This is a genomic window from Silvibacterium sp. (assembly GCF_047605705.1).
In the GTDB taxonomy this organism is placed as follows: domain Bacteria; phylum Acidobacteriota; class Terriglobia; order Terriglobales; family Acidobacteriaceae; genus Silvibacterium.
On sequence record NZ_JASGFD010000015.1, the window covers coordinates 15,767 to 38,444 of the forward strand.

Annotated in this window: 19 protein-coding genes and 1 riboswitch; of the genes, 18 read left to right on the top strand and 1 reads right to left on the bottom strand. The window is 65.1% G+C overall.

Annotated features, from left to right (window positions below):
- Nucleotides 1–9: 9 nt before the first annotated feature.
- The 10 genes from QM649_RS07480 to QM649_RS07525 are packed head-to-tail and all read left to right on the top strand — an operon-like array spanning nt 10 to nt 10,566.
- Complete coding sequence (locus QM649_RS07480; RefSeq protein ID WP_415198401.1) at nt 10–2,466, top strand: TonB-dependent receptor; 2,457 nt, start codon at nt 10–12, stop codon at nt 2,464–2,466.
- Nucleotides 2,451–3,530: a nicotinate-nucleotide--dimethylbenzimidazole phosphoribosyltransferase gene (cobT, locus tag QM649_RS07485; protein WP_415198402.1), complete on the top strand. Its 1,080-nt coding sequence runs from the start codon at nt 2,451–2,453 to the stop codon at nt 3,528–3,530. Before QM649_RS07480 ends, cobT begins: the two co-directional genes overlap by 16 nt.
- Before the next feature lie 32 nt (nt 3,531–3,562).
- Nucleotides 3,563–4,318 carry an adenosylcobinamide-GDP ribazoletransferase gene (cobS, locus tag QM649_RS07490; protein ID WP_415198403.1) on the top strand — a complete coding sequence of 252 codons (756 nt, stop codon included), beginning with the start codon at nt 3,563–3,565 and terminating at the stop codon, nt 4,316–4,318.
- Nucleotides 4,319–4,320: 2 nt separating this feature from the next.
- Nucleotides 4,321–4,878: a histidine phosphatase family protein gene (locus QM649_RS07495; RefSeq protein ID WP_415198404.1), complete on the top strand. Its 558-nt coding sequence runs from the start codon at nt 4,321–4,323 to the stop codon at nt 4,876–4,878.
- A complete protein-coding gene (locus QM649_RS07500) occupies nt 4,875–5,678 on the top strand; it encodes a hypothetical protein (RefSeq protein ID WP_415198405.1) in 804 nt (267 codons plus the stop codon). The genes QM649_RS07495 and QM649_RS07500 overlap by 4 nt, the downstream gene beginning before the upstream one ends.
- Nucleotides 5,675–6,250: a cob(I)yrinic acid a,c-diamide adenosyltransferase gene (locus tag QM649_RS07505; RefSeq protein WP_415198406.1), complete on the top strand. Its 576-nt coding sequence runs from the start codon at nt 5,675–5,677 to the stop codon at nt 6,248–6,250. Before QM649_RS07500 ends, QM649_RS07505 begins: the two co-directional genes overlap by 4 nt.
- 38 nt (nt 6,251–6,288) lie before the next feature.
- A complete protein-coding gene (gene bluB / locus QM649_RS07510; RefSeq protein WP_415198407.1) occupies nt 6,289–6,945 on the top strand; it encodes a 5,6-dimethylbenzimidazole synthase in 657 nt (218 codons plus the stop codon).
- Complete coding sequence (locus tag QM649_RS07515; protein WP_415198408.1) at nt 6,942–8,516, top strand: cobyric acid synthase; 1,575 nt, start codon at nt 6,942–6,944, stop codon at nt 8,514–8,516. Before bluB ends, QM649_RS07515 begins: the two co-directional genes overlap by 4 nt.
- Entirely contained in the window at nt 8,513–9,484 is a 972-nt protein-coding gene (gene cbiB / locus QM649_RS07520; protein ID WP_415198409.1) for an adenosylcobinamide-phosphate synthase CbiB, read from the top strand. The genes QM649_RS07515 and cbiB overlap by 4 nt, the downstream gene beginning before the upstream one ends.
- The gene (locus QM649_RS07525; RefSeq protein ID WP_415198410.1) at nt 9,481–10,566 is read left to right on the top strand and encodes a pyridoxal phosphate-dependent aminotransferase; all 1,086 of its coding nucleotides are present in this window, start codon (nt 9,481–9,483) and stop codon (nt 10,564–10,566) included. Before cbiB ends, QM649_RS07525 begins: the two co-directional genes overlap by 4 nt.
- A gap of 10 nt (nt 10,567–10,576) precedes the next feature.
- Here the strand turns inward: QM649_RS07525 and QM649_RS07530 are convergent, their stop codons facing one another.
- A complete protein-coding gene (locus QM649_RS07530; protein ID WP_415198411.1) occupies nt 10,577–11,155 on the bottom strand; it encodes a histidine phosphatase family protein in 579 nt (192 codons plus the stop codon).
- Nucleotides 11,156–11,204: 49 nt separating this feature from the next.
- A riboswitch (cobalamin riboswitch) is annotated at nt 11,205–11,326 on the top strand.
- 37 nt (nt 11,327–11,363) lie between these two features.
- On the opposite strand from QM649_RS07530, the gene QM649_RS07535 reads away from it, so the two are divergent.
- From QM649_RS07535 to hemG, 8 genes are all read left to right on the top strand, one after another.
- Nucleotides 11,364–11,585, top strand: a complete 222-nt coding sequence (locus QM649_RS07535) for a CbtB domain-containing protein (protein WP_415198412.1) — start codon at nt 11,364–11,366, stop codon at nt 11,583–11,585.
- A gap of 9 nt (nt 11,586–11,594) precedes the next feature.
- Nucleotides 11,595–12,326, top strand: coding sequence for a CbtA family protein (locus QM649_RS07540; RefSeq protein ID WP_415198413.1), 732 nt, complete (start codon nt 11,595–11,597; stop codon nt 12,324–12,326).
- A 20-nt stretch (nt 12,327–12,346) separates the two neighbouring features.
- Nucleotides 12,347–13,240, top strand: coding sequence for an ABC transporter substrate-binding protein (locus QM649_RS07545; protein WP_415198414.1), 894 nt, complete (start codon nt 12,347–12,349; stop codon nt 13,238–13,240).
- Nucleotides 13,237–14,019, top strand: a complete 783-nt coding sequence (locus QM649_RS07550; protein ID WP_415198415.1) for an ABC transporter ATP-binding protein — start codon at nt 13,237–13,239, stop codon at nt 14,017–14,019. Before QM649_RS07545 ends, QM649_RS07550 begins: the two co-directional genes overlap by 4 nt.
- Nucleotides 14,001–15,023, top strand: a complete 1,023-nt coding sequence (locus QM649_RS07555) for a FecCD family ABC transporter permease (RefSeq protein WP_415198416.1) — start codon at nt 14,001–14,003, stop codon at nt 15,021–15,023. The genes QM649_RS07550 and QM649_RS07555 overlap by 19 nt, the downstream gene beginning before the upstream one ends.
- Nucleotides 15,020–19,375: a cobaltochelatase subunit CobN gene (gene cobN, locus QM649_RS07560; protein ID WP_415198417.1), complete on the top strand. Its 4,356-nt coding sequence runs from the start codon at nt 15,020–15,022 to the stop codon at nt 19,373–19,375. Before QM649_RS07555 ends, cobN begins: the two co-directional genes overlap by 4 nt.
- Nucleotides 19,372–21,069 carry an ATP-binding protein gene (locus tag QM649_RS07565; protein WP_415198418.1) on the top strand — a complete coding sequence of 566 codons (1,698 nt, stop codon included), beginning with the start codon at nt 19,372–19,374 and terminating at the stop codon, nt 21,067–21,069. The genes cobN and QM649_RS07565 overlap by 4 nt, the downstream gene beginning before the upstream one ends.
- Nucleotides 21,070–21,236: 167 nt before the next feature.
- Entirely contained in the window at nt 21,237–22,676 is a 1,440-nt protein-coding gene (gene hemG / locus QM649_RS07570) for a protoporphyrinogen oxidase (protein WP_415198419.1), read from the top strand.
- Nucleotides 22,677–22,678 lie beyond the last annotated feature (2 nt).

The window sequence follows — 22,678 nt, forward strand, 5'->3', positions numbered from 1 at the left end:
GGGGGAAATATGTCTTTTTCTGTACGTCGATGGTCTGCCGTTGGTGGTGCCGCGCTTCTTCTTTTCCCGGTGTCGCAGCTTTCTGCGCAGAAGTCCGGTGATATTCACGGAACAGTAGTCGATCCTCTGGGCGCGGCCGTGGCCGATGCTTCCGTAAGTCTCGTCGAGAACGATCGCGTGGTCGCAAGCACGCGCAGCGACCGCAGCGGCGCTTATCACTTCGCCATCCCGGCCTCTGGCCGTTACAGTGTGCGCGCGGCCGCGCCATCCTTCCAGGCAGCCAGCAGCCAGACGGTGTATCTCACCGCATCCGAAGAAGACGAGCTGAACGTGACGCTGGCCACGCCCACGCTCACGCAGCAGGTCACCGTAACTTCGACCGGCTCGCCCACGCCCGAGGCGCAGACGGGCACCGCCGTCACGGTGATGCCCTCCGACGACTTCCGCTACGACACCGAGGTGCAGCAGCCGCTGCGCACGGTGCCAGGCCTGCAGATGACGCAGACCGGCGAGATGGGCGGCACCACCGCGCTCTACATCCGCGGCGGCGGGTCGGATGCAAACAAGGTGCTCATCGACGGCATCCCGGCCAACTCCATCGGCGGCGGCGTGGAGTTCGCGAACCTCGCAAGCACGGGCATTGCGTCCATCGAGGTGCTGCGTGAGCCCAACAGCGCGCTCTATGGATCGGATGCGCTGGCCGGTGTGGTGAGCATGACCACGCCGCGCGGCGCCACCGGACTGCCCTACTTCACCTACGATGGCGACGCGGGCAACTTCGGCACCTATCGCAACAACGTGACCGCTGGCGAGGCGTATAAGCACTTCGACGCGTACTCGGCCTTCGCGCGCATGGACACGGACAACAACATCCCCAACAGCGAATTCCACAACGCGACGTATGCGGGCAACTTCGGATGGACGCCGAACGCGGCGAACGATCTGCGCTTCACCGTGCGCCACGTGATCGTCTCCGCGGGCCAGCCGAATGCCATCGCGCTCTACGGGATTCCCGACGTCGGCCAGCAGAAAGAGCAGGACAACTACTACGGCGTGACCTGGAACAACCAGGCCACCGACAAGTGGCATAACATGCTGCGGTATGGCGGCCTGCGGCAGAACTCCGAATACAACGACTACGGCGCAACCGGCATTTACGATCCCGAGATCGGTTACTGGCTGGGCGCGCCCGAGACCATCACCGGCGCGAACGGCTACTCCGTGCACGGGCAGGCCATCTTCCAGTACAGCGACACCTACTCGCAGTACCTCTCGCCTTCGAGCCGCGACTTCGCCTATGTGCAGAGCGACTACAGCGTGACGCCGCACTTCCTCGCGCTCGGCGCCTTCAAGTACGAGCACGAATACGGCGCGGCCGGATATACCGGCGAGACCGCGAGCACCATCAGCCGCGACAACTATAGCTATACGTTGCAGCTCTCGGGCGATGTGCAGAACCGCCTCTTCTGGAACCTGGGCACGGGCCTGGAAGACAACGGACTCTTCGGCTTCGCGGCGACGCCACGCGCCTCGCTCGCCTACTACCTGGTGCGGCCTTCGGATCGCGGCTTCTTCAACGGCACCAAGCTGCACGGCAGCTTCGGCAAGGGCATCAAGGAGCCGAGCGTCTATGACCAGAGCAACTCGCTCTACGGGCTGCTCGCGCCGCTCACGGATGGCGCGCAGCTCATCTCCGAGTACCGCGTGACGCCGCTCGGCGCGGAGGATTCGCGCACCTATGACGCCGGTGTGGACCAGACGTTCCTCCGCGGCCGCGGCGTGCTTGGCCTCACCTATTTCCACAATGAGTTCACCAACGGTGTGGAATATGTGGATCAGGCCGGGCTCATCGAGCTGGGTGTTCCCGCCGCCGACCTGCCGACTTTCGAGTACGGCGGCGCGTACATCAACTCGCTGGCCTATCGTGCGCAGGGCGCGGAGATCGAGCTGCAGTATCAGCTCGGCTCGCATCTTTTCGCGCGCGGCGGTTATACCTACACCGATGCCGTGGTGCAGCACTCCTTCTCGAGCGATAACCTCTCGCCCAGCTACAACACCTCGTCGAACTTCAGCACCATTCCCATCGGCGCGGAGTCGCCGCTGGTGGGCGCGCGGCCCTTCCGCATCGCGCCGCAGACCGGCTACTTCGCGCTCAACTACACGCAGAAGAAGTTCTACGCCACGTTCACCGGCACGCTGGTGGGGCGCCGCGATGACAGCGACTTCCTCTACGACGCGAACTTCGGCACCAGCCTGCTGCTGCCGAACCACAACCTGCTCGGCGCCTACCAGCGCCTGGAGCTTGGCGGCGGATACCAGCTGTCGCACCGCGTGAATGTCTACACTGACATTCAGAACCTGCTGAGCGAGCATTACTTTGAAGCTTTCGGCTATCCGGCGCTTCCGCTCACCTTCCGCTCCGGCATTTCGTTCAACTTTGGAGGGTCTTCATGGAGTCTGAAGTAAGCGAGCTGTTGCACGGCATTGTTGCGCCGAGTGAAGCATGGCGTGGCAAGGCGCGGCAGCATCTCGATACCCTGACCAAACCCCTGGGAAGCCTGGGACGCCTCGAGGACATGGCCGCGCAAGTCGCGGCCATTCGCGGCGAGCGCATGGGTGAGCCCGTGCGCAAGGCGATCTTCGTCTTCGCCGCGGACCACGGCGTGACGGCCTCCGGCGTGAGCGCCTATCCGCGCGAGGTCACGGTGCAGATGGTGCACAACATCCTCGCCGGAGGCGCGGGTATCAGTGTGCTCACGCAGCAGCATGATGTGGCGCTGCACGTGGTCGATATTGGTGTGGATACGGACTTCGGTACCGGCGTTGGCATGGCGCCCAGCCTGCTCCATCACAAGGTGGCACGCGGCACGCGCAACCTGTTGCATGAGCCCGCAATGAGCCGCGAAGAAGTACTTGCAGCGCTGCGCGTGGGCTATCGTCTGGCGAGCGAAGCTGCGGCCGAGGGCTGCAATCTGATCGCGACCGGAGAGATGGGCATCGGCAACACCACGGCGGCCAGCGCCATCACCTGCGCGCTCACCGGCGTGGATGCGGCGCGTGCAACGGGTCGCGGCACCGGCGCGAACTCCGCAACCTATGCGAATAAGGTGCGCGTGGTGGAAGAAGCGGTCGCGAAGCATTGCCCTTCGCCCGCTGCGATTGCGCCCTTCGAGATTCTGCGCCGCCTTGGCGGTCTTGAGATCGCGGCAATGGCGGGCGTGGTGCTGGCCGCCGCGCGACATCGCATGGTCATGGTGCTCGATGGCTTCATCGCCACGGCTGCCGCTGCCGTGGCCGTGGGCATTGCGCCCGATGCGCTCGGCTATTGCATCGCGGGCCATTGCTCGGAGGAGCCCGGGCACAGCATCCTGCTCGACTATCTTGGCCTCGCGCCGGTGCTCTCGCTCGGCATGCGCCTAGGCGAAGGAACAGGCGCGGTGCTGGCCATGCCGATCATTGAGTCGGCGCTCGCGCTCTACCTCCGCATGGCGACCTTCACCTCGGCGGGCATCAGCGGAGCCACTCCGTGAATCCTCCGGCGCAGCCTCGGCGCGCGCAACCTTTGCGAATATGGTTCGACCTGCTCGCCGCTGTGCAGTTCCTCACTCGTCTCCCGGTGCCCACGGCGCCCTACGAGCAGGATTCGCTGGCACGCGCCGTGAAGTTCTTTCCGTTGGTTGGGCTGCTGATTGGCCTCGGCAGTACCGCCATCTATCGCCTGCTCACGCCGCACCTGCCCGCGCTGGCAGTGGCGCTGATGGTTGTCCTGTTCACGATTGTCCTCACTGGCTGTCTCCATGAGGATGGTCTCTCGGACGCTGCGGATGGCTTCGGCGGCGGATGGGATCGAGAGAAGGTGCTGGCCATCATGCGCGACAGCCGCATCGGCACCTACGGCGCGGTGGCGCTGGTGCTCAGTGTGCTGGCCCGCGTGCTGCTCATCGCCTCGCTCCCACAGGCGGAAGCCGGCGCCTACCTGATGGCCGCACCCGTGCTGAGCCGCTGGAGCACGCTGCCGCTCAGCTTCGCGCTGCCACCCGCGCGCAATCGCAGCGAAGGTCATGTGGACGGGCAGGGTGCGCGCATCGCGCGGCTGACGACATCGAGCAGCCTCCTCATCGGCAGCGTGCTCAGCCTCGTCATCGTGGCCGCGCTGCTGCGCTGGCATGCGCTGGCGCCGCTGCTCGCAAGTGTCCTCGTGACGCTCGCCACCGCGCTCTATTACCGCAGGCGCATCGGCGGCATCACCGGCGATTGCTTTGGCGCGACCAATCAGCTTACCGAGATCGTGGTGTATCTCTGCGGAGTGTGGGTCTAGCCATGGCACTGCTCTTCATCCGCCACGCCGAGACCGATCTCGCCGGACGCTTCTGCGGGCATGCCGATCCGCCTGTCCATGCGAAAGGACTCGCGCAGATTGAGAAGCTGTTGCAGACGCTCGAAGGTGAACGTATCGATGCGATCTACACGAGCGATCTTTTGCGAGCGCGAACCACGGCGAATGCGATCGGCAAAGCCTTTGGCATAGGACCGGTCACTCTACCGGAGCTGCGCGAGATATCGTTTGGAGAGTGGGAAGCGTTGAGCTGGGCGGAGATCGAAGATCGTGATGCAGAGTATGCGCAGCGATGGACGGCGGAGTTTCCGCATCTGCCTGCGCCGGGTGGTGAGCGCTTCGATGCCTTTCAGTCGAGGATTTTGCGCGTGGTGAAGGAGCTGTTCGCATCGCAGGCAGAAAAGCCGGCCGCGGTGGTGACACATGCGGGCGTCATGCGCGTGGTGTTGCAGTCGCTGTGCGGAGTGAGCGAGCAGGAAGCGTGGGAGCGCACGCGGCAGTATTGCGGTTTCTTCCGCTGCGAGGCAGGAAAACTGGTATGAGCAGGACATTGATGCAGGTGCGAGAGCTGGCGGCGTGGGGGCTCGATGAGGATGAGTACCGCGCAGCCGCATACAGCGGCGATGTGGATGCCGCCCGCGCCGCGCTTGCCCGGCGAGCGCCGTTCGATGCAGCCTCTGCGCTGGATCCAGAGAAGACCGACGCCTTGCAGACCAGCTTCGCGCAGCAGGAAACACGCTCCGATCTTCTCGCCGAAGTAGCCGGGCTTACATGGTCGCTCGGTGTGGTCGACTTGCGGCAGCTCCTTGCCTTTCAGCGCCGCATCACACTCGACCCCGCACTCGCCGAGCCGAAACTCCCCGCCGCTGACGACTGGGCCGCGCTGATAGACCTGTGCTTTGCGCGGCCAAAGGAAGTTCATTGCGATGTGCAGCATGAAGACGGTGCCCTGGTGCTGCGTTCCGAAAACCCGAACATGCAGGTCCGCATCACCGGCGACGTCGCGAGCCCTGTGGCCGTGCATACTGGCAGCCCGTTCTTTGAGGTAGCGGAGTATCGCGGGCGCTGGTTCCTGCGCGACGGCTATCACCGCGCCTACTCCTGCCTGCGCGCGGGAGTCTTTCATCTACCGGCCGTCATCGTCCACGCGAAAACGCTCGAAGAGCTAGGGGCGGTGCGCCCGTGGTTCTTTGCCGAGGATACGCTGCTCTCAGCGAGGCCTCCGCGCGTGCTCGACTTTCTCGACGACGCGCTGGTCCTCCGCTATCCGCGCCGGCCGCTGGTCAAGACCATTCGCATCACGATAGAAGAAACCTATACCCTCGAAGGAGAAGCACGATGAGCATCGCAACCAAACGTGGAGACGGCGGCCAGACAGGCCTCGCCGGCGGCATCCGGGTCTCGAAGGCGCATCTGCGCGTCGAGGCTTACGGCACAGTGGATGAGCTGAATTCGCATCTCGGCTTTGCGCGCAGCATCTGCCAGAACAAGGAGATCGCGACGTGGACCGAGGAGATTCAGCGCACGCTCTTCCGCGTGGGCTCCGCGCTGGCTACACCGCCTGAGAGCCGCAAGAAGCCGCCCGTCATCACCACTGAAGATGTGGACAAGCTCACCGATCTCGTACACAAGATCGAGGCCGTCGAAGGCATCCTCGCTGACTGGTCGTTGCCCGGCGGGCACACCGAATCGGCTGCGTATGAAGTCGCGCGCACCGTCTGCCGCCGCGCCGAGCGCTGCGCGGTCCGCTTCGTCGAGACGGGCGAAGAGGTGCAGCCTGAGGTCCTCGCCTATCTCAATCGCCTCTCCGATGTGATCTGGCTCTTCGGCCGCCTCATCGAACACAACGCGGGCGTGAACAGCCGCCTCCGCGAAGACAGCCACGGTGGGCCAAAGTTCTCGCGGGCGTGGTGACGAAGGCCTTGAATCCGAAATCCGACTTGAAACCCGATTTGAAATTCAGTGAGGCCGAGCGCTCGGCCATCTATCGCGCCATCCACGAACGTCGCGACGTGCGCCGCGGCTTCGTCGACAGGCCGCTGGAAGATGACCTGCTGCAGCGCCTGCTCGCGGCTGCACACAGCGCGCCTTCGGTGGGATTCATGCAGCCTTCGCGCTTCATCGTCGTGCGCGATCTTGCAACGCGCAGGGCCGTGCATGGAGTCTTTGAGGCCGCGAACCGCAAGGCCGCTGCGAGCTACGACGACGGACGCGCGAAGCTTTATTCGGGGCTCAAGCTCGAAGGCATTCTCGAAGCGCCGCAGAACCTCTGCGTGCTCTGCGATGCGGATAGCGCACGCGGACACGGCCTCGGGCGGCAGACGATGCCGGAGACCGCGCTCTACTCTTCGGTCTGCGCCATCCAGAATCTGTGGCTGGCCGCGCGCAGTGAGGGCGTGGGCGTGGGCTGGGTCAGCATTCTCGATCCAGCGCCCATCTGCGAACTGCTGCACATTCCCGATCACCTCACGCTCGTCGCTTATCTCTGCCTGGGCTATGTCGATCAGTTCGCGAGCGAGCCCGAGCTTGAGCGCTTCGGTTGGGAGAAGCGCGTCGGCCTCGATGCGGTCGTCTCCTACGATCGCTACGCAGCGGAGCCCGCGCGATGACAGCTCGCGCCATCATGGTGCTGGGCACGTCGTCGCATGTGGGCAAGTCGCTGCTCACCGCCGCGCTGTGCCGCATCTTCGCGCAGCAAGGCTATCGCGTGGCGCCCTTCAAGTCGCAGAATATGTCGCTGAATTCCGCCGCAACGCCCGAGGGTCTGGAGATCGGCCGTGCGCAGGCGCTGCAGGCTGAGGCTGCGGGCATTGCGCCGTCCGTGCATATGAATCCGATCCTGCTGAAGCCTTCGGGCAACATGACTTCGCAGGTGATCGTGCACGGAAAAATCTGGGGCCGGCTTTCGGCAGCGGAATATCATCTGCGCCGCGTGGACGAGCTGCTGCCGCGCGTGCGTGAGAGTTATGAAGCGCTGGCCGCAGCGAACGATGTGATCGTGCTCGAGGGTGCGGGCTCGCCCGCCGAGATCAACCTGAAGCAGCACGACATCGTGAACATGCGCATGGCGGAGATGGCCGACGCGGCGTGCCTGCTCGTCGGCGACATCGATCGCGGCGGCGTCTTCGCCTCGCTGCTCGGTACGGTCGAACTGCTGGAGCCGCACGAGCGCGAACGCATTCGCGGCTTCATCATCAACAAATTTCGCGGCGATGTCGCACTGCTCGCGCCCGGCATTCGCATGATCGAAGAGCGGCTCGGCAAGCCATGCCTCGGCGTGGTGCCGCATCTCGACGGGCTTGCGCTCGAGGAAGAAGACAGTCTCGGATTGCCTGCGGCCAATGCAGAGCACCAGGCGCGATGGACAATCGCCGGGCCGCGCAGGCCGCTGCGCATCGCGATCGTCGCCTTCCCCTCGCTCTCGAACTTCACCGACTTCGACGCGCTGCTGGCCGAGCCTTCGGTGGCCGTGCGCTTCTGCCGCAAGGCGGAAGAGCTGCGCGAGGCCGATGTCGTCATCCTGCCGGGCAGCAAGCAAACCGTCGACGACCTGCTGTGGATGCGCAATGCAGGCATAGAGCAGGCGGTGCTCGCGCATGCCGGGATTGTGGTCGGCATCTGCGGAGGCATGCAGATGCTCGGCGCGCAGATCAGCGACCCGGAAGGGGTGGAAAGCCATGGCGATGTTCCCGGGCTGAGTTTGCTGCCGATCCGCACGACGATGCGCGCGGAGAAGATCACGCGCATCGCAACAGGAATGCTCGCGGTAGGATCGCTCTTCGGACAGCCGGTGCGGGATGTTCCTCTGCGTGGATACGAGATTCACGTTGGCGAGACGACCTATATCGGAGATGCTGAGCCCTTTGCACAGCTGCTGCGCCAGTCGCATGACTCATCGGAAGCTGTGATCGACGGCTGCATCAGCGCGGATCGGCGCGTTGCAGGCACGTATCTGCATGGACTTTTCGACGAGGATGCATTTCGCCATGCCTTTCTGGCTGCGGCCCGTGTCCATGCGCAGCTTGCGCCGGTGGATAATTTTCACGCGTGGAGCCGGAAGCGGCAGGAGTCGTTTGATCGGCTTGCGGAAACAGTGCGGAATTCGCTTGATATGGCAAGCATCTTCGCCTGGGCTGGATTGGCCTACGCGCCCGCACATGCAGACGGGGCTGCGCGATGAACGCGGAGCTGCTGCTGCCCGTAGCCTATCTCGCGGACCAGGCTGCGGGCGATCCGGAATGGTTTCCTCATCCCGTGCGGCTGATGGGTACGGCGATTACGCGGGGCGAAGCGCTGCTGCGCAGGCCGAAGCAGAGTGATAGAGAAGAGTTGCTTGCTGGTGCGATGCTGACTGCAGCAGTCGTGGGCTCAAGCTATCTGCTCACCAGGCTCGCGCTCGCCGCAGCCTATCGCTGCTCGAAGCAACTCGGCGTGCTTGCCGAGATCGGTCTGGGATGGACCTGCCTCGCCGCGCGCAACCTTCATGACGAAGCCTCGCAGGTGCTGGCTGCGCTCGATGCGAGCGATCTGTCGTATGCGCGCACGCGCCTTGCACGCATCGTGGGACGCGATACCGCGCAGCTCGATGCGTGCGAGATCAGCCGCGCGGTGATCGAGACTGTTGCGGAGAGCGCGTCGGACGGGGTGATGGCTCCGCTCTTTTACATGGCGCTCGGCGGCGTGCCGCTAGCCATGGCGTACAAGGCGGTCAACACGCTCGATTCGATGATCGGCCACGCGGACGAGCGCTATTTCTACTTTGGCAAGGCTGCTGCGCGTCTCGATGATGTAGCGAACTTCCTTCCCGCACGCATGACGGCGCTGGCCGTGATCGGCGCGTCGCGGCTGAGGAAGGCGGATGCTGAGGGGGCATGGCGCATCTGGCTGCGTGACGGCCATCGCCATAAGAGCCCAAATGCCGGCCAGCCCGAAAGCGCAATGGCCGGTGCGCTGGGCGTGCGGCTGGGCGGCGGCAATTTCTATGCCGGAGAATTCATCGCGGCGGAGCCGATGGGCGGTGAGTTCCGCGCGCCTGGGCCGCAGGATGCACGCGCGGCCGTGCGCATCGTCTCTGCTGCAGCGCTCCTGGGACTCGGAGCCGCAGTGCTCCTCGGCTTCGCGTTGCGCCCGCGAAGGACGCGCGGATGAAGACTACGCCACTCCACGGAGGCCAGCTCCGCGCGATCGCCGCACGCTTCGGCGTGTCTGCGTCGGAGCTGCTTGATTTCAGCGCGAACATCAATCCCGAAGGCCCGCCTTCTGCGGTGAAAGCAGCGCTCCTGCATGCGCTCGAAGCCCCGTCGACGCTGATGGACTATCCGGACCTGGAAGAGCTTGCATTACGGGAGTCGCTCGCGCGCTACGCCGGTGTGCGCGCGGAGAATGTCGCGGCATCGAACGGCTTTGTGTCACTGCTCGATGCGGCGCTGCGCGTGTTGCCTGTGAGGCGTTGCCTGGTGCCGATGCCCGCGTTCGTCGAATATCGCCGGACTTTAGAACGCGCAGGGGTGACCGTTGTGCCGCACGCTTTGAGCAGCGCGGAAAGCTTTCGCATCGATTCTGCCGCCCTCTTTGAGCAGGATTGCGATGCCATCCTGCTGGCGAATCCGCAGAATCCTTCAGGCGTGCTCACGTCACGTGAAGCGCTGCTCGAGATCGTGGAAGAGGCGGCGCGACGCGACCTCTTTGTCTTTCTCGACGAGGCCTTCATCGACTACGCGCCCGAAGCTACGCTCTCCGCCGAAGTCGAGCGCTTCCCGAAGCTCATCATCTTTCGCTCGGTGACGAAGTTCTTCGGCATGGCCGGGCTGCGCGTCGCCTACGCGCTGGCTTCGGTCGAGATGCGCAGCCGCATGCAGGAAGCGATTGCGCCCTGGTCTGTCACTACGCTTGCCTCGCTGGCCGCGGCCTGTGCGGTGCAGGATGAAGCGTACGCGCAACGCACACTCGCGCTGAATTTCGATCGGCGGCAGGGGCTGGAGCAGATGTTGGCCGCGTCGAGGATTCCGTTCTATCCGGCAGCCGCGAACTACCTGCTGCTGCGCCTTCCGGACTCGATCGATGCACAGGCATTCTGGGAGCGCATGATCCGCGAGCACCGCATCGTTCTTCGCGACTGCGCCAACTATGAGGCGCTGGAGCGCGGACATCTGCGCATCGCGGTGCGCACCGAAGCTGAGAATGCGCGACTGGTGCAGGCGTTCACAGCGCTCCTGCATGACCTGCGCTGAAGCACAGCCGTTACGGCTCGGTTGCGAGCAGTCCACAACCGGTGCAGCGAACCGTCCAGACCTCGCCGCTGCGGCGCAGGTCGGTCAAGGTCAGCGGCGCGATGTCGAATCGCCAGAAGAGCGGCGCAGGCAGGCGCAGCGTGTGGACGATGGCCGCGCGGATCCACGCCGGATGTGTAACCGCCACGGTATGTTGTTGCGTGGAGGCCGCATCGAGCCACGCGCCCACGCGCTCGATCAGCTGTGTGACGGACTCACCGCCGTGCGGAGCCGCGTCCGGCGCGGTGAGCCACGTCATCAACGCCGCAGGATCTTCGGCCTGTATCTCGTCCATCGTGCGGCCACGCCAGCGGCCGTAGTCGCAGTCGCGCAGCGCTCCCTCGGTTTCGGCTTCGAGCCCCAGCCGCCGCGCTGTCTCCTGCGCGCGAAGCTCCGGCGCAGAGCAAATGTGCGATGCGCGCGGGGCGCGCCAACCATGCGAAGCCAGCCGTTCCCGCTCGCATTCGGTGATCGCTTCGTCCGTGGGGAAGGCCGCCGTCCGCTGTGCCTCCGTGGCGGCGTGCGCGATGAGGGTAAATCGGGTGCTCATGCTTCCTTTATATGCGCGGAGGCGTGTGATTTCTGCACATCCTTGACACCCCACTGAGGGAGACATAGGGTTAAAACAGTCTTTGAAATGAAGTGAAGAAGCCGGTGCAATTCCGGCGCGGTCGCGCCACTGTGATTCCAAGCCAGACCTTCCTTCATTCCTGAAGCGATCTCTTGCTGTGGGACGCGTGATCCCGGGAGGCTTTCCAATGGCGCAAAATCTGGCCGGTGCTCTGGCACCTCAATCTGTTTCCATCCCCACCATCCCGGTGCGGGAAGTGCTGCCCTGGGCGCTCTTCGGCGGCCTGCTGATGCTGCTGGCGATTTATTTCGTAGGCGCGGAGCAGGGTGCCACCTCGCTCATCCACGGGCACACGGTGCATGAGTTTGTGCACGACGGCCGCCACCTGCTCGGCTTCCCCTGTCACTGAGAGGACACGATGACTCGCATCCTGCTTGTGCGCGGGATGCTTGCGGGGCTCATCGCGGGTCTGCTTGTCTTCGCCCTGGCCCGCTGGGTCGGCGAACCGCAGGTGGAACGCGCCATCGCCTTTGAGACGAGCATGGACCAGGCCCGGGGCGATGCGCCCGAGCCGGAGATCGTCAGCCGCAAGCTCCAGAGCAGCCTTGGGCTGCTGACCGCAACCGTCGTCGACGGCGTCGCCGTGGGCGGCATCTTCGCGCTTGTCTTCGCCTTCTCGCTCGGCCGCCTGCCGATCGCCGATCCTCGTTCGCTCTCCGTCACGCTGGCCGGGCTCGGCTTCGTTGCGCTCGCAGTGGTTCCGGCGCTCAAGTATCCGGCGAACCCTCCGTCTGTGGGCAATCCCGACACCATCGGCATGCGCACCGCCGCGTACTTTCTGCTGCTCGCCTTCTCGGTGGTTGCGATGGTGCTCGCGGCCAGGCTGCACGCGTATCTGCAGCGCAGGACAAGCGTGTGGACCGCAACGCTGCTCTCCGCGATCTTCTTTGTGATCGTGATTGCCGCCTCGTCGCACTTCCTGCCCAATATCGATGAAGTGCCTGCGGGCTTTCCGGCCTCGCTGTTGTGGAAGTTCCGCGTCGCCGCGCTCGAGATGCAGCTGCTCCTCTGGAGCGTGCTGGGCTTCGGTTTTGGATGGCTTGCCGATCGCGCATTGCAGGCGCGGCAACCGCAGCATGGATCTTTGTAATTTGTAAAAGGACTGGAACGATGCGTCCGATTTCGCGAATCCGCCGCCGGCTTCTCTCTCTTATTGTTGTCCTGCTGCTCTGCGCGGGCATGGCGAACGCGCAGGCAAAGCCGCAGCGCATCGTATCCACCTCGCCCAGCATTACAGAGACGCTCTTCGCGCTCGGCGTGGGGAATGAAGTGGTCGGCGTCTCGCAGTTCTGCAACTATCCGCCCGAGGTGCTGAAGCTGCCGAAGGTCGGCGGCTACGTGCATCCGAACGTGGAGGCCATCGCGCGGCTTGCGCCCGATCTCGTGGTGCTCGAGCACAGCTCCGTCGAGCTCACCGGCCGCCTCGACACGCTGCACATCCAATCGCTCGTGGTGCCGCACGAGACGCTCGAGGATATCTATACGGAGACGCAGCTCATCGGCAAGGCCGTGGCCGCGCCCGACCGTGCCACCGCGCTGGTCGCGCAGATGAAGAGCCAGCTCGCGGCAATCCAGGCAAAGGCGAAGGCCTCGCCCTCGCCGCGCGTGCTGGTCATCGTCGATCGCCAGCAGGGCACGCTGAACAACCTCATCGCCGTCGGCCCGAATAACTACGTCAACCAGATCCTCGAGATCGCGGGCGGCACGAATGTGCTGGCGCAGCCTGGCATCACCGGCTATCCGCGGATCTCGCTCGAGACGGTGCTGCGCGAGAACCCCGACGTCATCATTGACCTGAGCGGCACGCAGGCCACCGAGGAGGCGCGCCGTGCCTCGCGCCTGGCAGCGCTGGCGCTGTGGAATCAGCATCGCGAACTCAAGGCGGTGCAGACCGGCCACGTCTATGTAGGCACGGCCGATGCGCTGGTGGTGCCCGGTCCGCGCACGCCGCTCGCCACGCAGCGGCTCTTCGACTTCGTCCACGGCATCGGCGGTTCCGATTGACAGCCCTGCTCGAAGTCGAGGGCGTGAGCTTTTCCTATGGGAATCGCGCGGTCGACGTTCGCCCGATCCTGAACAAGGTAAGCTTTCGCGCGGGCGAGGGGGAGTTCGTCGCGCTGCTCGGCATCAACGGCTCCGGCAAGAGCACGCTCCTCGATGTCATCTCCGGCTTTCGCACGGCTTCGAACGGCGAGGTAAAACTGCGCGGCCGCGCCCAGCATGCGTGGAAGCGCCGTGAGCTGGCGCAGCAGTTGAGCCATCTGCCGCAGTCCATCCATGCCGATCTGCCTTTTACCGCGGAGCAGCTCGTGGGCATGGGCCGCTATCCGCACACCGACCGCTGGTTCGAGTCCGGCGAGGATCACCGGCGGATTCGCGCTGCGATGGAACGCACCTCGTGCTGGATGCATCGCCATCGCGCCTTCCGCTCGCTGAGCGGAGGCGAGCGACAGCGTGTGCTGGTGGCCGCGTGTCTCGCGCAGGATGCGGTCGCGCTTCTGCTCGATGAGCCGTCGACCTTTCTCGATATCGAGCAGCAGCTGCACTGCTTCAGCATCCTGCGCGACGAGGCGCAGTCCGGCAAGCTCTGCATCGCGGCCACGCACGATCTCAACCTCGCGCTGACCTACTGCACGCGCCTCATCGTGCTCGCGGATGGCGCGATCGCGCATGATCTTTCCACCGAAGAGGCGCATCGAGACAAGAGCTGGCTGCAGCTCTTCTCGAAGCGTCTGGACATGGCGACGACGCCCGCCGGCTCGCCATGGGTGTGGTACCAGTGAACGCCGTGCCGCGGCGCATCGTCTCTGCGCGCGCCAGCCTCGTTCTCTCAGTCGTCGTCTTCCTCGCGGCCGCGCTGCTGCTGCCGTGGGTGGGCGCAGGACCCATCAGTCTCACGAACGTGCTGCACCATCAGTCGCCGGACTACGAGATCCTGCTGCAGCTTCGCCTCTCGCGCACGCTGCTCGCGCTGCTCGCGGGCGGCGCGCTCTCACTGGCCGGAGCGCTCTTCCAGGCGATGCTCCGCGATGCGCTGGCCACGCCCTACACGCTCGGTATCTCCGCGGGCTCGGCACTGGGCGCGGTCATCGCCATCACCATTGGCGGAGAGACGCTGCTTGGCATTCCGATGACGTGGCTCGGCTCGCTGGTAGGAGCCTTCGCCGTGCTCGCGCTGGTGCTCGGTGGAGCGTTCCGTCGCCGGCAGGTGTCCTCCTTCGGACTGCTGCTCACCGGCATTGCCGTGAACAGCATCTGCGAAGCCTTCATCCTCATCCTCAGCAGCTTCGCGGGCATGTCGCGCTCGTTCTCCATTGCGCGCTGGCTCATCGGCAGTGTGGATTCGGTCAGCTACACCTCGCTCGCGATGCTTGCCGCCGTGGTGCTGATCGCCTCGGGCATCCTCTTCTCCCGCGCGCGCAGTTGGAACCTGCTCGCGGTAAGCGAGCGCTGGGCGGCCTCGCGTGGCGTGAACGTGGGCACACTGCTGGGGCAGGGATACATCCTCGGCTCCATCCTCGTCGCCGGATCGATCGCGCTCACCGGCCCCATCGGCTTCGTCGGCCTCATCGTGCCGCATCTTGTGCGCTCGCGCGTCAGCCCGGATTATCGCCTGCTGATGCCGTGCTCGTTTCTTCTCGGCGGATCGCTGCTTGCGCTGTGCGACGCCATCGGCCGCATCGTGATACCGCCTGCGGAGCTTCCGGCGGGTGCGGTAGTCGCGTTGATCGGCGGCCCTTACCTTGTCTGGATCATTCGCCAAAGAACACCCGCGGAGGAGCTATGACCACTCACCGGCAGCGCGTGATTCGCGCGGATGGACGCACGCTGAACATCGTGCAGCATCGCGGCCATCTCTCCTACTGCTTTACCGGTTGCTGCTGCGGCCGCACCGAGCGCGGCTACGCCGAGGTTCCCGTCGACGTCTACAAGGAAGAGTGGACGCGCCGCAAGATCCGCAACCAGGTGCATCTCACCAAGGGTGGATGTCTCGGCCCTTGCGTGCTTGCGAACGTCGCGAGCCTTGTCTTCGACGGTCAATCTGTCTGGTTCCACTCGGTGAACAGCGCGTGGCAGGTGCGGCAGATCTTCGACTACATCGAGTCGATGCTCCAGGCCGACCGCTTCCTGAAGCCTCCGGCCGAGCTGAGCGAATTCGTCTTCAATTATTACGACTGGGATGTGCGCAAGCCCGCGTCTTTATTGGATGAAACGCAGCCGCAGCAGGCGAGCGGCGGCATCATGCTGCTGTCGCATGCGGACACCGACCTGCTCACGCTGACGAAGGCGAAAGAGCTGCTGCCGCCCGATCTCGAGCTGGCCTCGTACTCGCTGAACGCGCTGCGCAGTGAAGACCAGATGGAGGTGCTGCTGGCCGGAGAGTTGGGCCGTGCGCGCGTCATCGTGCTGCGCGTGCATGGCCCTCTGAGTTCGGTCCCGGCCTTCGACCGGCTGCGCAAACACTGCATGGAGAGCGGCCAGTCGCTGGTACTCATCAGCGGTACGGGCGAAATCACGCCCGAGTTCACGCAGACCGTCAATGTGCCCTCCGATGTGATGGAGACGGCCGCGCGCTATCTTGCGCTTGGCGGCGTAGGCAACTTCGTCGAGCTATGCCACTTCCTCTCCGACCGCCTGCTGCTGAGCGGTTACGGCTACGCGCCGCCCACGCCCATGCCCGAGCACGGCATCTACCTGCAGGATATGGACGTGGCGACCATCGAAGACTGGCAGCGCACCGCCGATCCGGCGAAGCCCACCGTCGCGGTGCTTTTTTATCGCGCGCATCGCATGAGCGGAAACACCAACTTCATCGATGCGATGGCGCAGGCCCTCGAAGAGCGCGGGATGAACGCGCTGTGTGTCTTTACTTCGAGCCTCAAGTCGAAAGAAGCAGGCAGGCCGGCGGTCTTTCCGTGGATCGAAGGGCGAGCGGATGTGCTCGTCTCCACGCTCTCCTTCGCCATCGGCGAAATCAACACCGGCACGGTTACAGAAGCGGGCGATGCGGTGAACGCGCTCGAGTCACTCGGCATCCCGGTGCTGCAGGCCATCGCCAGCGGCATGGCGCGCGGATCGTGGGAGGGTTCGCGGCGTGGACTGAATGCGCTCGACACGGCTGTGAATGTGGCCATCCCCGAATTCGATGGCCGCATCATCACCGTGCCCATTTCGTTTAAGGAGCGCGGAGGCGTGGCGCAGGATGGCCTCTACGTCGCGGACAGGGAACGCGTCAGCCGTCTCGCGGGCATCGCCGCGCGCATGGCGAAGCTGCGGCACACGCCGAACTCCGAGCGCCGCGTGGCTTTCGTGCTTACGAACTCCGCCGCCAAGGCCTCGCAGATCGGCGGCGCGGTCGGCCTCGATACACCCGCGAGCCTGCTTACCACGCTGCATGCGCTGCGTGGCCGCCGCTACAGCATTGCCGGGCTGCCGGAGTCGTCCGATGCGCTCATGCAGCGCCTGCTCGAGCGCGGTTCGTATGACGACCGCTATCCGCTCAATCCGGCCCATGCCGAGCGCTTCTCCCGCATTGCTTACCATGCGCAATATTCCGCCTTCCCCGAGCGCGTGCGCCGCCGGATGGAAGGCTACTGGGGCGAGCCGCAACCGCGCGGATTCAGCACGCGCTCCGAGAAGCCGAAGACCGACAAGAAGCTGCTGGGCACGCTCGCCGGAAAGATCGCCGCGGTGGAGCAGGAGCCGTGGAGCGACGAGCAGAGCTACCACTTCGCGGCGATGAGCTTTGGCAATGCGCTCATCGCGCTGCAACCGCCGCGTGGATACGGCATCGATCCCGACGCGATCTATCACACGCCCGACCTGCCGCCGACGCATCACTACACGGCCTTCTATCGCTGGCTGGGCACGCCGCAGTCCGAGGGCGGATGGGGCGCGGATGCGATTGTGCACATGGGCAAGCACGGCACGCTCGAGTGGCTGCCGGGCAAGGGCATCGGCCTCTCGAACGAGTGCTACCCGGACCTGCTGCTGGGCGACACGCCGCTCGTCTATCCCTTCATCATCAATGACCCCGGCGAGGGCAGCCAGTCGAAGCGCCGCGCGCATGCAGTCATCGTCGATCACCTCACGCCGCCGATGACCACCGCCGAAACCTACGGCGCGCTCGCCGAGCTGAACCAGCTGGTGAACGAGTATTACGCCGTCGAGAAGCTCGATCCTTCGAAGCTGCCCTATCTGCAGCAGCAGATATGGGACCTGGTGCAACGAGCGAACCTGCAGGCCGATCTAGACCTGAAGACGATGCTGAGCCGCGACCATGGCGACCACAAGCATGAGTGGGATGACGAACTGACGCCCGAAGGCGTGCCGACGACGCTGGCCGAGATGAGCGGCAGCGATGTGGCGCATCTCATCGAAGACCTCGACGGCTACCTGTGCGAGCTGGGCATGGCGCAAATCCGCAGCGGCCTGCATGTGCTCGGCCAGATGCCGCCGCTGCCGGAGATGCTGCGCTCGCTCACGCGCCTCTCGAATGCGAGCGTGCCCAGCCTGCAGGCTGCGCTGGCCTCCGCGCATGGATACGATCTGCCCACGCTGATGCAGCAGCAGGGTGCGCGCCTCGCGACGGAAGGCACGCTCGCGGGCCGCACCGTGTACACGCATGCCGACGTGCTCGAAGCGCTCGACCAGCTGGCCTTCGATCTCTACACCATGCTCGAAGAGCTGGGCTTCCGCACGGATGCCATCTCCGACGCGCAGCGCGCCGTGCTCGGCCGCGAGTCGGAGGAGATTCATACGGTGCTGCTCTTTGCATGCACCGCGCTGGTGCCGCGCCTCGAGCAGGCCGGCGACGAGATCGAGCACATGCTCGATGCTCTCGAAGGCAAGTATGTGCCGGCTGGTCCGGCGGGCGCGCCGACACGGGGCATGGCGCACATCCTGCCCACTGGGCGCAACTTCTACGCGGTCGATCCGCGTGCTCTGCCTTCACAGGCATCGTGGCGCGTGGGGCAGCATCTCGCGCATGAGGCGGTCGAGCGATTTGTGCGCGAAGAAGGTACATATCCCGAGATGATGGGCCTCAGCGTGTGGGGCACCTCGCAAATGCGCACGCATGGCGACGATATCGCCGAGGCCTTCGCGCTGCTGGGCGTGGAGCCCATCTGGAACGCGCAGTCGCGGCGCATCGAGGGCATCTCGCTCATCCCGCTCGAGACGCTGGGGCGCCCGCGCATCGACGTTACGCTGCGCATCAGCGGTTTCTTCCGCGATGCCTTCCCGCACCTCATCGATCTCTTTGACCAGGCCGTCTCGCTGGTGATCGATCAGCAGGAGCCGCTCGAGAAGAACTTCCCGCGCAAGCATTACCTCGCCGAGCTTGAGAAAAAGCAGGATCAGCCTCTCGAAGAGGCCGAGACGCAGGCGCGCTATCGCATGTTCGGATCGAAGCCGGGTGCATACGGCGCAGGCATCCTGCCGCTGATCGAAACCGGCAACTGGAAAGACGATCAGGACTTCGCGCGCACCTTCCTCGAGTGGGGCGGTTATGCCTATGGGCAGAACGCCGCCGGCGTGGATGCACGCACCGTCTTCGCCGAGCGGTTGCAGGCCGTGCAGGTGGCGCTGCACAACCAGGACAATCGCGAGCACGACATCTTCGACTCCGACGACTACTTCCAGTTCCACGGAGGCATGGTCGCATCCATTCGCGCGCTCACCGGCGTGCAGCCCAAGGCGTACTTCGGTGACAGCTCGCGGCCCGATGCGGTGCGCGTGCGCGATCTGAAGGAAGAGGCGCTGCGCGTCTATCGCTCGCGCGTCGTCAACCCCAAGTGGATCGAGAGCATTCAGCGACACGGCTACAAGGGCGGCCTCGAGCTGGCCGCGACCGTCGATTACATCTTTGGCTTCGACGCCACTGCGCAGATCGCGCCGGACTTCATCTATGAAGGCCTCGCCGAGCACTACGCGCTCTCGCCGGAGATGCAGGAGTTCCTCCGCAAGTCGAATCCGTGGGCGATGAACGCCATCGCCGAGCGGCTGCTGGAAGCGGCGCGGCGCGAGCTGTGGGAGAATCCGAAGCCGGAGACGCTCGAAGGCCTGCGCGGCCTGCTGCTTGAGAGCGAGACCATTCTCGAGGCGCAGGGCGAGCAAAAGAGGGAGACGGTGGAATGAGAACGGTGAGCTATCCCTTCGCGGCGATCGCGGGGCAGGAGCAGATGAAGCTGGCACTGCTGCTCGCTGCTATCGACTGGCGGCTCGGCGTTCTGCTGCGCGGCGACAAGGGCGCGGGCAAGACCACCACCGCGCGTGCGCTCGGCGCGCTGCTGCCTGCGCCCGCTCCGTTTCTCAACCTGCCCATCGGCATCACCGAAGATCGTCTGCTCGGCGGGCTGCATCTTGAGAGCACACTCAAGGGCTCGCCGGAGCTGAAGCATGGCCTGCTCTCCGAAGCGCACGGCGGCATTCTCTACATCGATGAAGTGAACCTGCTGGCCGCGCATCTCGGCGACGCGATCCTCGACGCCGCGGCCAGCGGCACGCACGTGGTCGAGCGCGAAGGCTTCAGTGCTTCGCATCCTGCGGAGTTTGTGCTGCTCGGCAGCATGAATCCGGAAGAAGGTCTGCTGCGCCCGCAGCTGCTCGATCGCTTCGCGCTCTCTGTCGATATCGCCGCGCCGCTCGACCAGGCAGAGCGGCAGCAGATCGTGGAGCGCAGGCTTGCCTTCGATCGCGATCCCGCCGCATTCGCAGAGGAGTGGAGCATCGAGCAGGAGGAACTGCGCAGCAAGATCGTTCACGGTCGCGAGCTGCTTGCCTCGATCGCGCTGCCGCAGGCGATTCTCACGCAGATTGGAGAGGCTGTCTGCGCGGCGGGCGTGCGTTCGCTGCGCGCGGATCTCTCCGCCGTGCGTGCGAGCGTGGCCTGCGCCGCGCTCATGGGTGAGATCGCTGTCGCGCCGCATCATGTGGAAGCCGTGCTGCCGCTGGTGCTCAATCATCGTGCGCGCTCCGGAGGGCAGCCGCCATTGCCGCCGCCACCTCCTCCTTCGTCGTCCTCCTCTTCGCAGCCCGAGCAGGAAAGCGAAGGCAGCGATGCGCAGCAGGCAATCGAGCGTATCTTCGCACCGCGGCAGAGTGGGGCGCCCCTGCTGCAGACCATCGTCGATGACGCGGTGAAGCGCGGCGTGAGCCAGAAGGCGCCGGAATCGCAGACGGGGCCGGTTGTCGGCGCACGCCTTGCAGAGAGCCCGCGCGAGCTCGACATCCGTGCCACGGTGCATCATGCGATCGCCGCGACAGGCAGCGTGCAGCCGCGCCTCTCCGATCTGCATGAGAAGGTGCGCGCACCGCAGTCGGGTGTGCGTTATCTCTTCCTGATTGATTCGAGCGGTTCGCATGCCATGCAGGAGAAGATGGCCCGCGTGAAGGGCGCGGTGCTCGACCTGCTGCATCGCGGCTTCCGCAGGAACGACGAGGTTGCGATGATCGTCTTTCGCGGCGCGGATGCGAAGGTTCTGCTCGAGCCCTCGCGGCAGATCGAAGACGCTGCCGCGGCGCTCGAGTATCTGCCCACCGGCGGTCGAACACCGCTCGCGCATGCGCTGGAGCTGGCGAAAACGTATCTCACGCCATCGAGCGTGATGGTCGTGCTCACCGATGGACGCGCGAATGTGCCGCTGCGTGGTGATGATCCATGGCAGGAAGCGCTCGCCACAGCGCGCCAGCTGCACACGCGCGCGCTCATCATCGATACCGCAGCGGCGGATGATCCCTTTCGCCGCGCCGTGGAGCTGGCCGAGGCTCTGCGTGCGCGCTCCATCGCGCTCGATGCGCTTTCCGACTTCGATCTGCTCAGTCTCTCCTGACGTTTTTGCACTGCCCGCGCATGTGGTGACTGCCGTCACAGCGGCGGCCGCCGCGCGCTCCTACGATACGTTCATGAACGGTATCGCGTAGTCCCGCCGCCTGCGAACCGCTCGCAGAGCGGCGAGGCACGAAGCATCAAGGAGCGCAAACAACCCGGGGCTTGCCAATGAAAAGGATTGCGATCGTCGGTGGAGGCATCACAGGGCTGGCAGCAGCCTTCACGCTTCAGCAGCATGGCTACAGCAACTTCGTGCTGCTGGAAGGCTCTCCTCGCTGGGGCGGAAAAATCACCTCATCGGAGCAGGGCGGCTTTCTCACCGAAGGCGGTCCGGACTCCTTCCTGTCCAGGGATCGCACGGTGCAGGATCTCTGCCGGAAGCTTGGCCTCGGCCGTTTTCTCATCGGTTCGAGCGAAGGCCGCAAGGCGACCACCTACGTGTGGAGCAGGAAGCACCTGTATCCCATGCCGGAAGGCATGATGCTGATGACGCCGACGATGCTGGTGCCCTTTCTGAAGTCGCGGCTGATCTCCTGGGCCGGCAAGCTGCGCATGGGCCTCGAGCCGCTGATTCCCGCGCGCGGCGGCGGCGATGAGAGCCTGGCCAGCTTTGTGCGCCGCCGCCTGGGCCGCGAGGCGCTCAACAAGATTGCCGCGCCGCTGATGGCCGGTATCCACGGCGCCGATCCGGAGCGGCTGAGCCTGCGCAGCACCTTCCCCATGTTTGTGGAGATGGAGCGCTCGCACAAGAGCCTGGTGCGCGCGATGATGAAGAAGTCGCAGCTCGCGAAGAGCAAGGGGCATGTTGCCGTTGCCGGGCCGATGTTCGCTTCGCTGCGCGGCGGCATGCAGCAGCTCATCGAGGCGCTGCTTGCGGAGCTGCCGCCATATGCGCTGCGCACCGGCTGCGAGGTGAAGAAGGTCTTCCCCGAGCGCGGACGCTATCGCATGGAGCTGAGCGACGGCGAAATCCTGCTGGCCGATGAGATCGTCTTCGCCACGCCCGCGTCCGCCACGGCCGGCATGGTGCAGGCCGCGTCGCCCCTGCTGGCCATGCGCCTGCGCACCATCCCCTACGCATCCACGGCCAATGTCTCGCTCGGCTTCCACCGCGCGGATATCCATCACCCCATGCAGGGCAGCGGCTTTCTCGTGCCGCAGACCGAGGGCCGCCGCATCACCGCGTGCTCGTGGTCTTCGCAGAAGTTCGATCACCGCGCCCCGGAGGATTGCGTGCTGCTGCGCGTCTTCATCGGCGGAGCGACGGCCGAGGCGCTCGCGCGGCAGAGTGACGAGGCGCTGATCGCGATGGCGCGCGATGAGCTGCGCACCATCATGGGCATCGATGCCGAGCCGGTGATGGCGCGCGCATGCCGCTGGCAGAAGGCCATGCCGCAGTACGAAGTGGGCCATGCGACGCGCGTGCGGCAGATCGAGCTCGCGCTGGAGACGCTGCCCGGTCTCTCGATTGCCGGCTCGTCCTACTACGGCGCGGGCATTCCCAGCTGCATCGCCAGCGGCGTGCATGCTGCTGAAACCGTGATCGGCCACATTGAAGAGTCGATCCCTGATTTCCGCCGCGAAGCCGTATTCGCCGGCAAGGAGTAGCC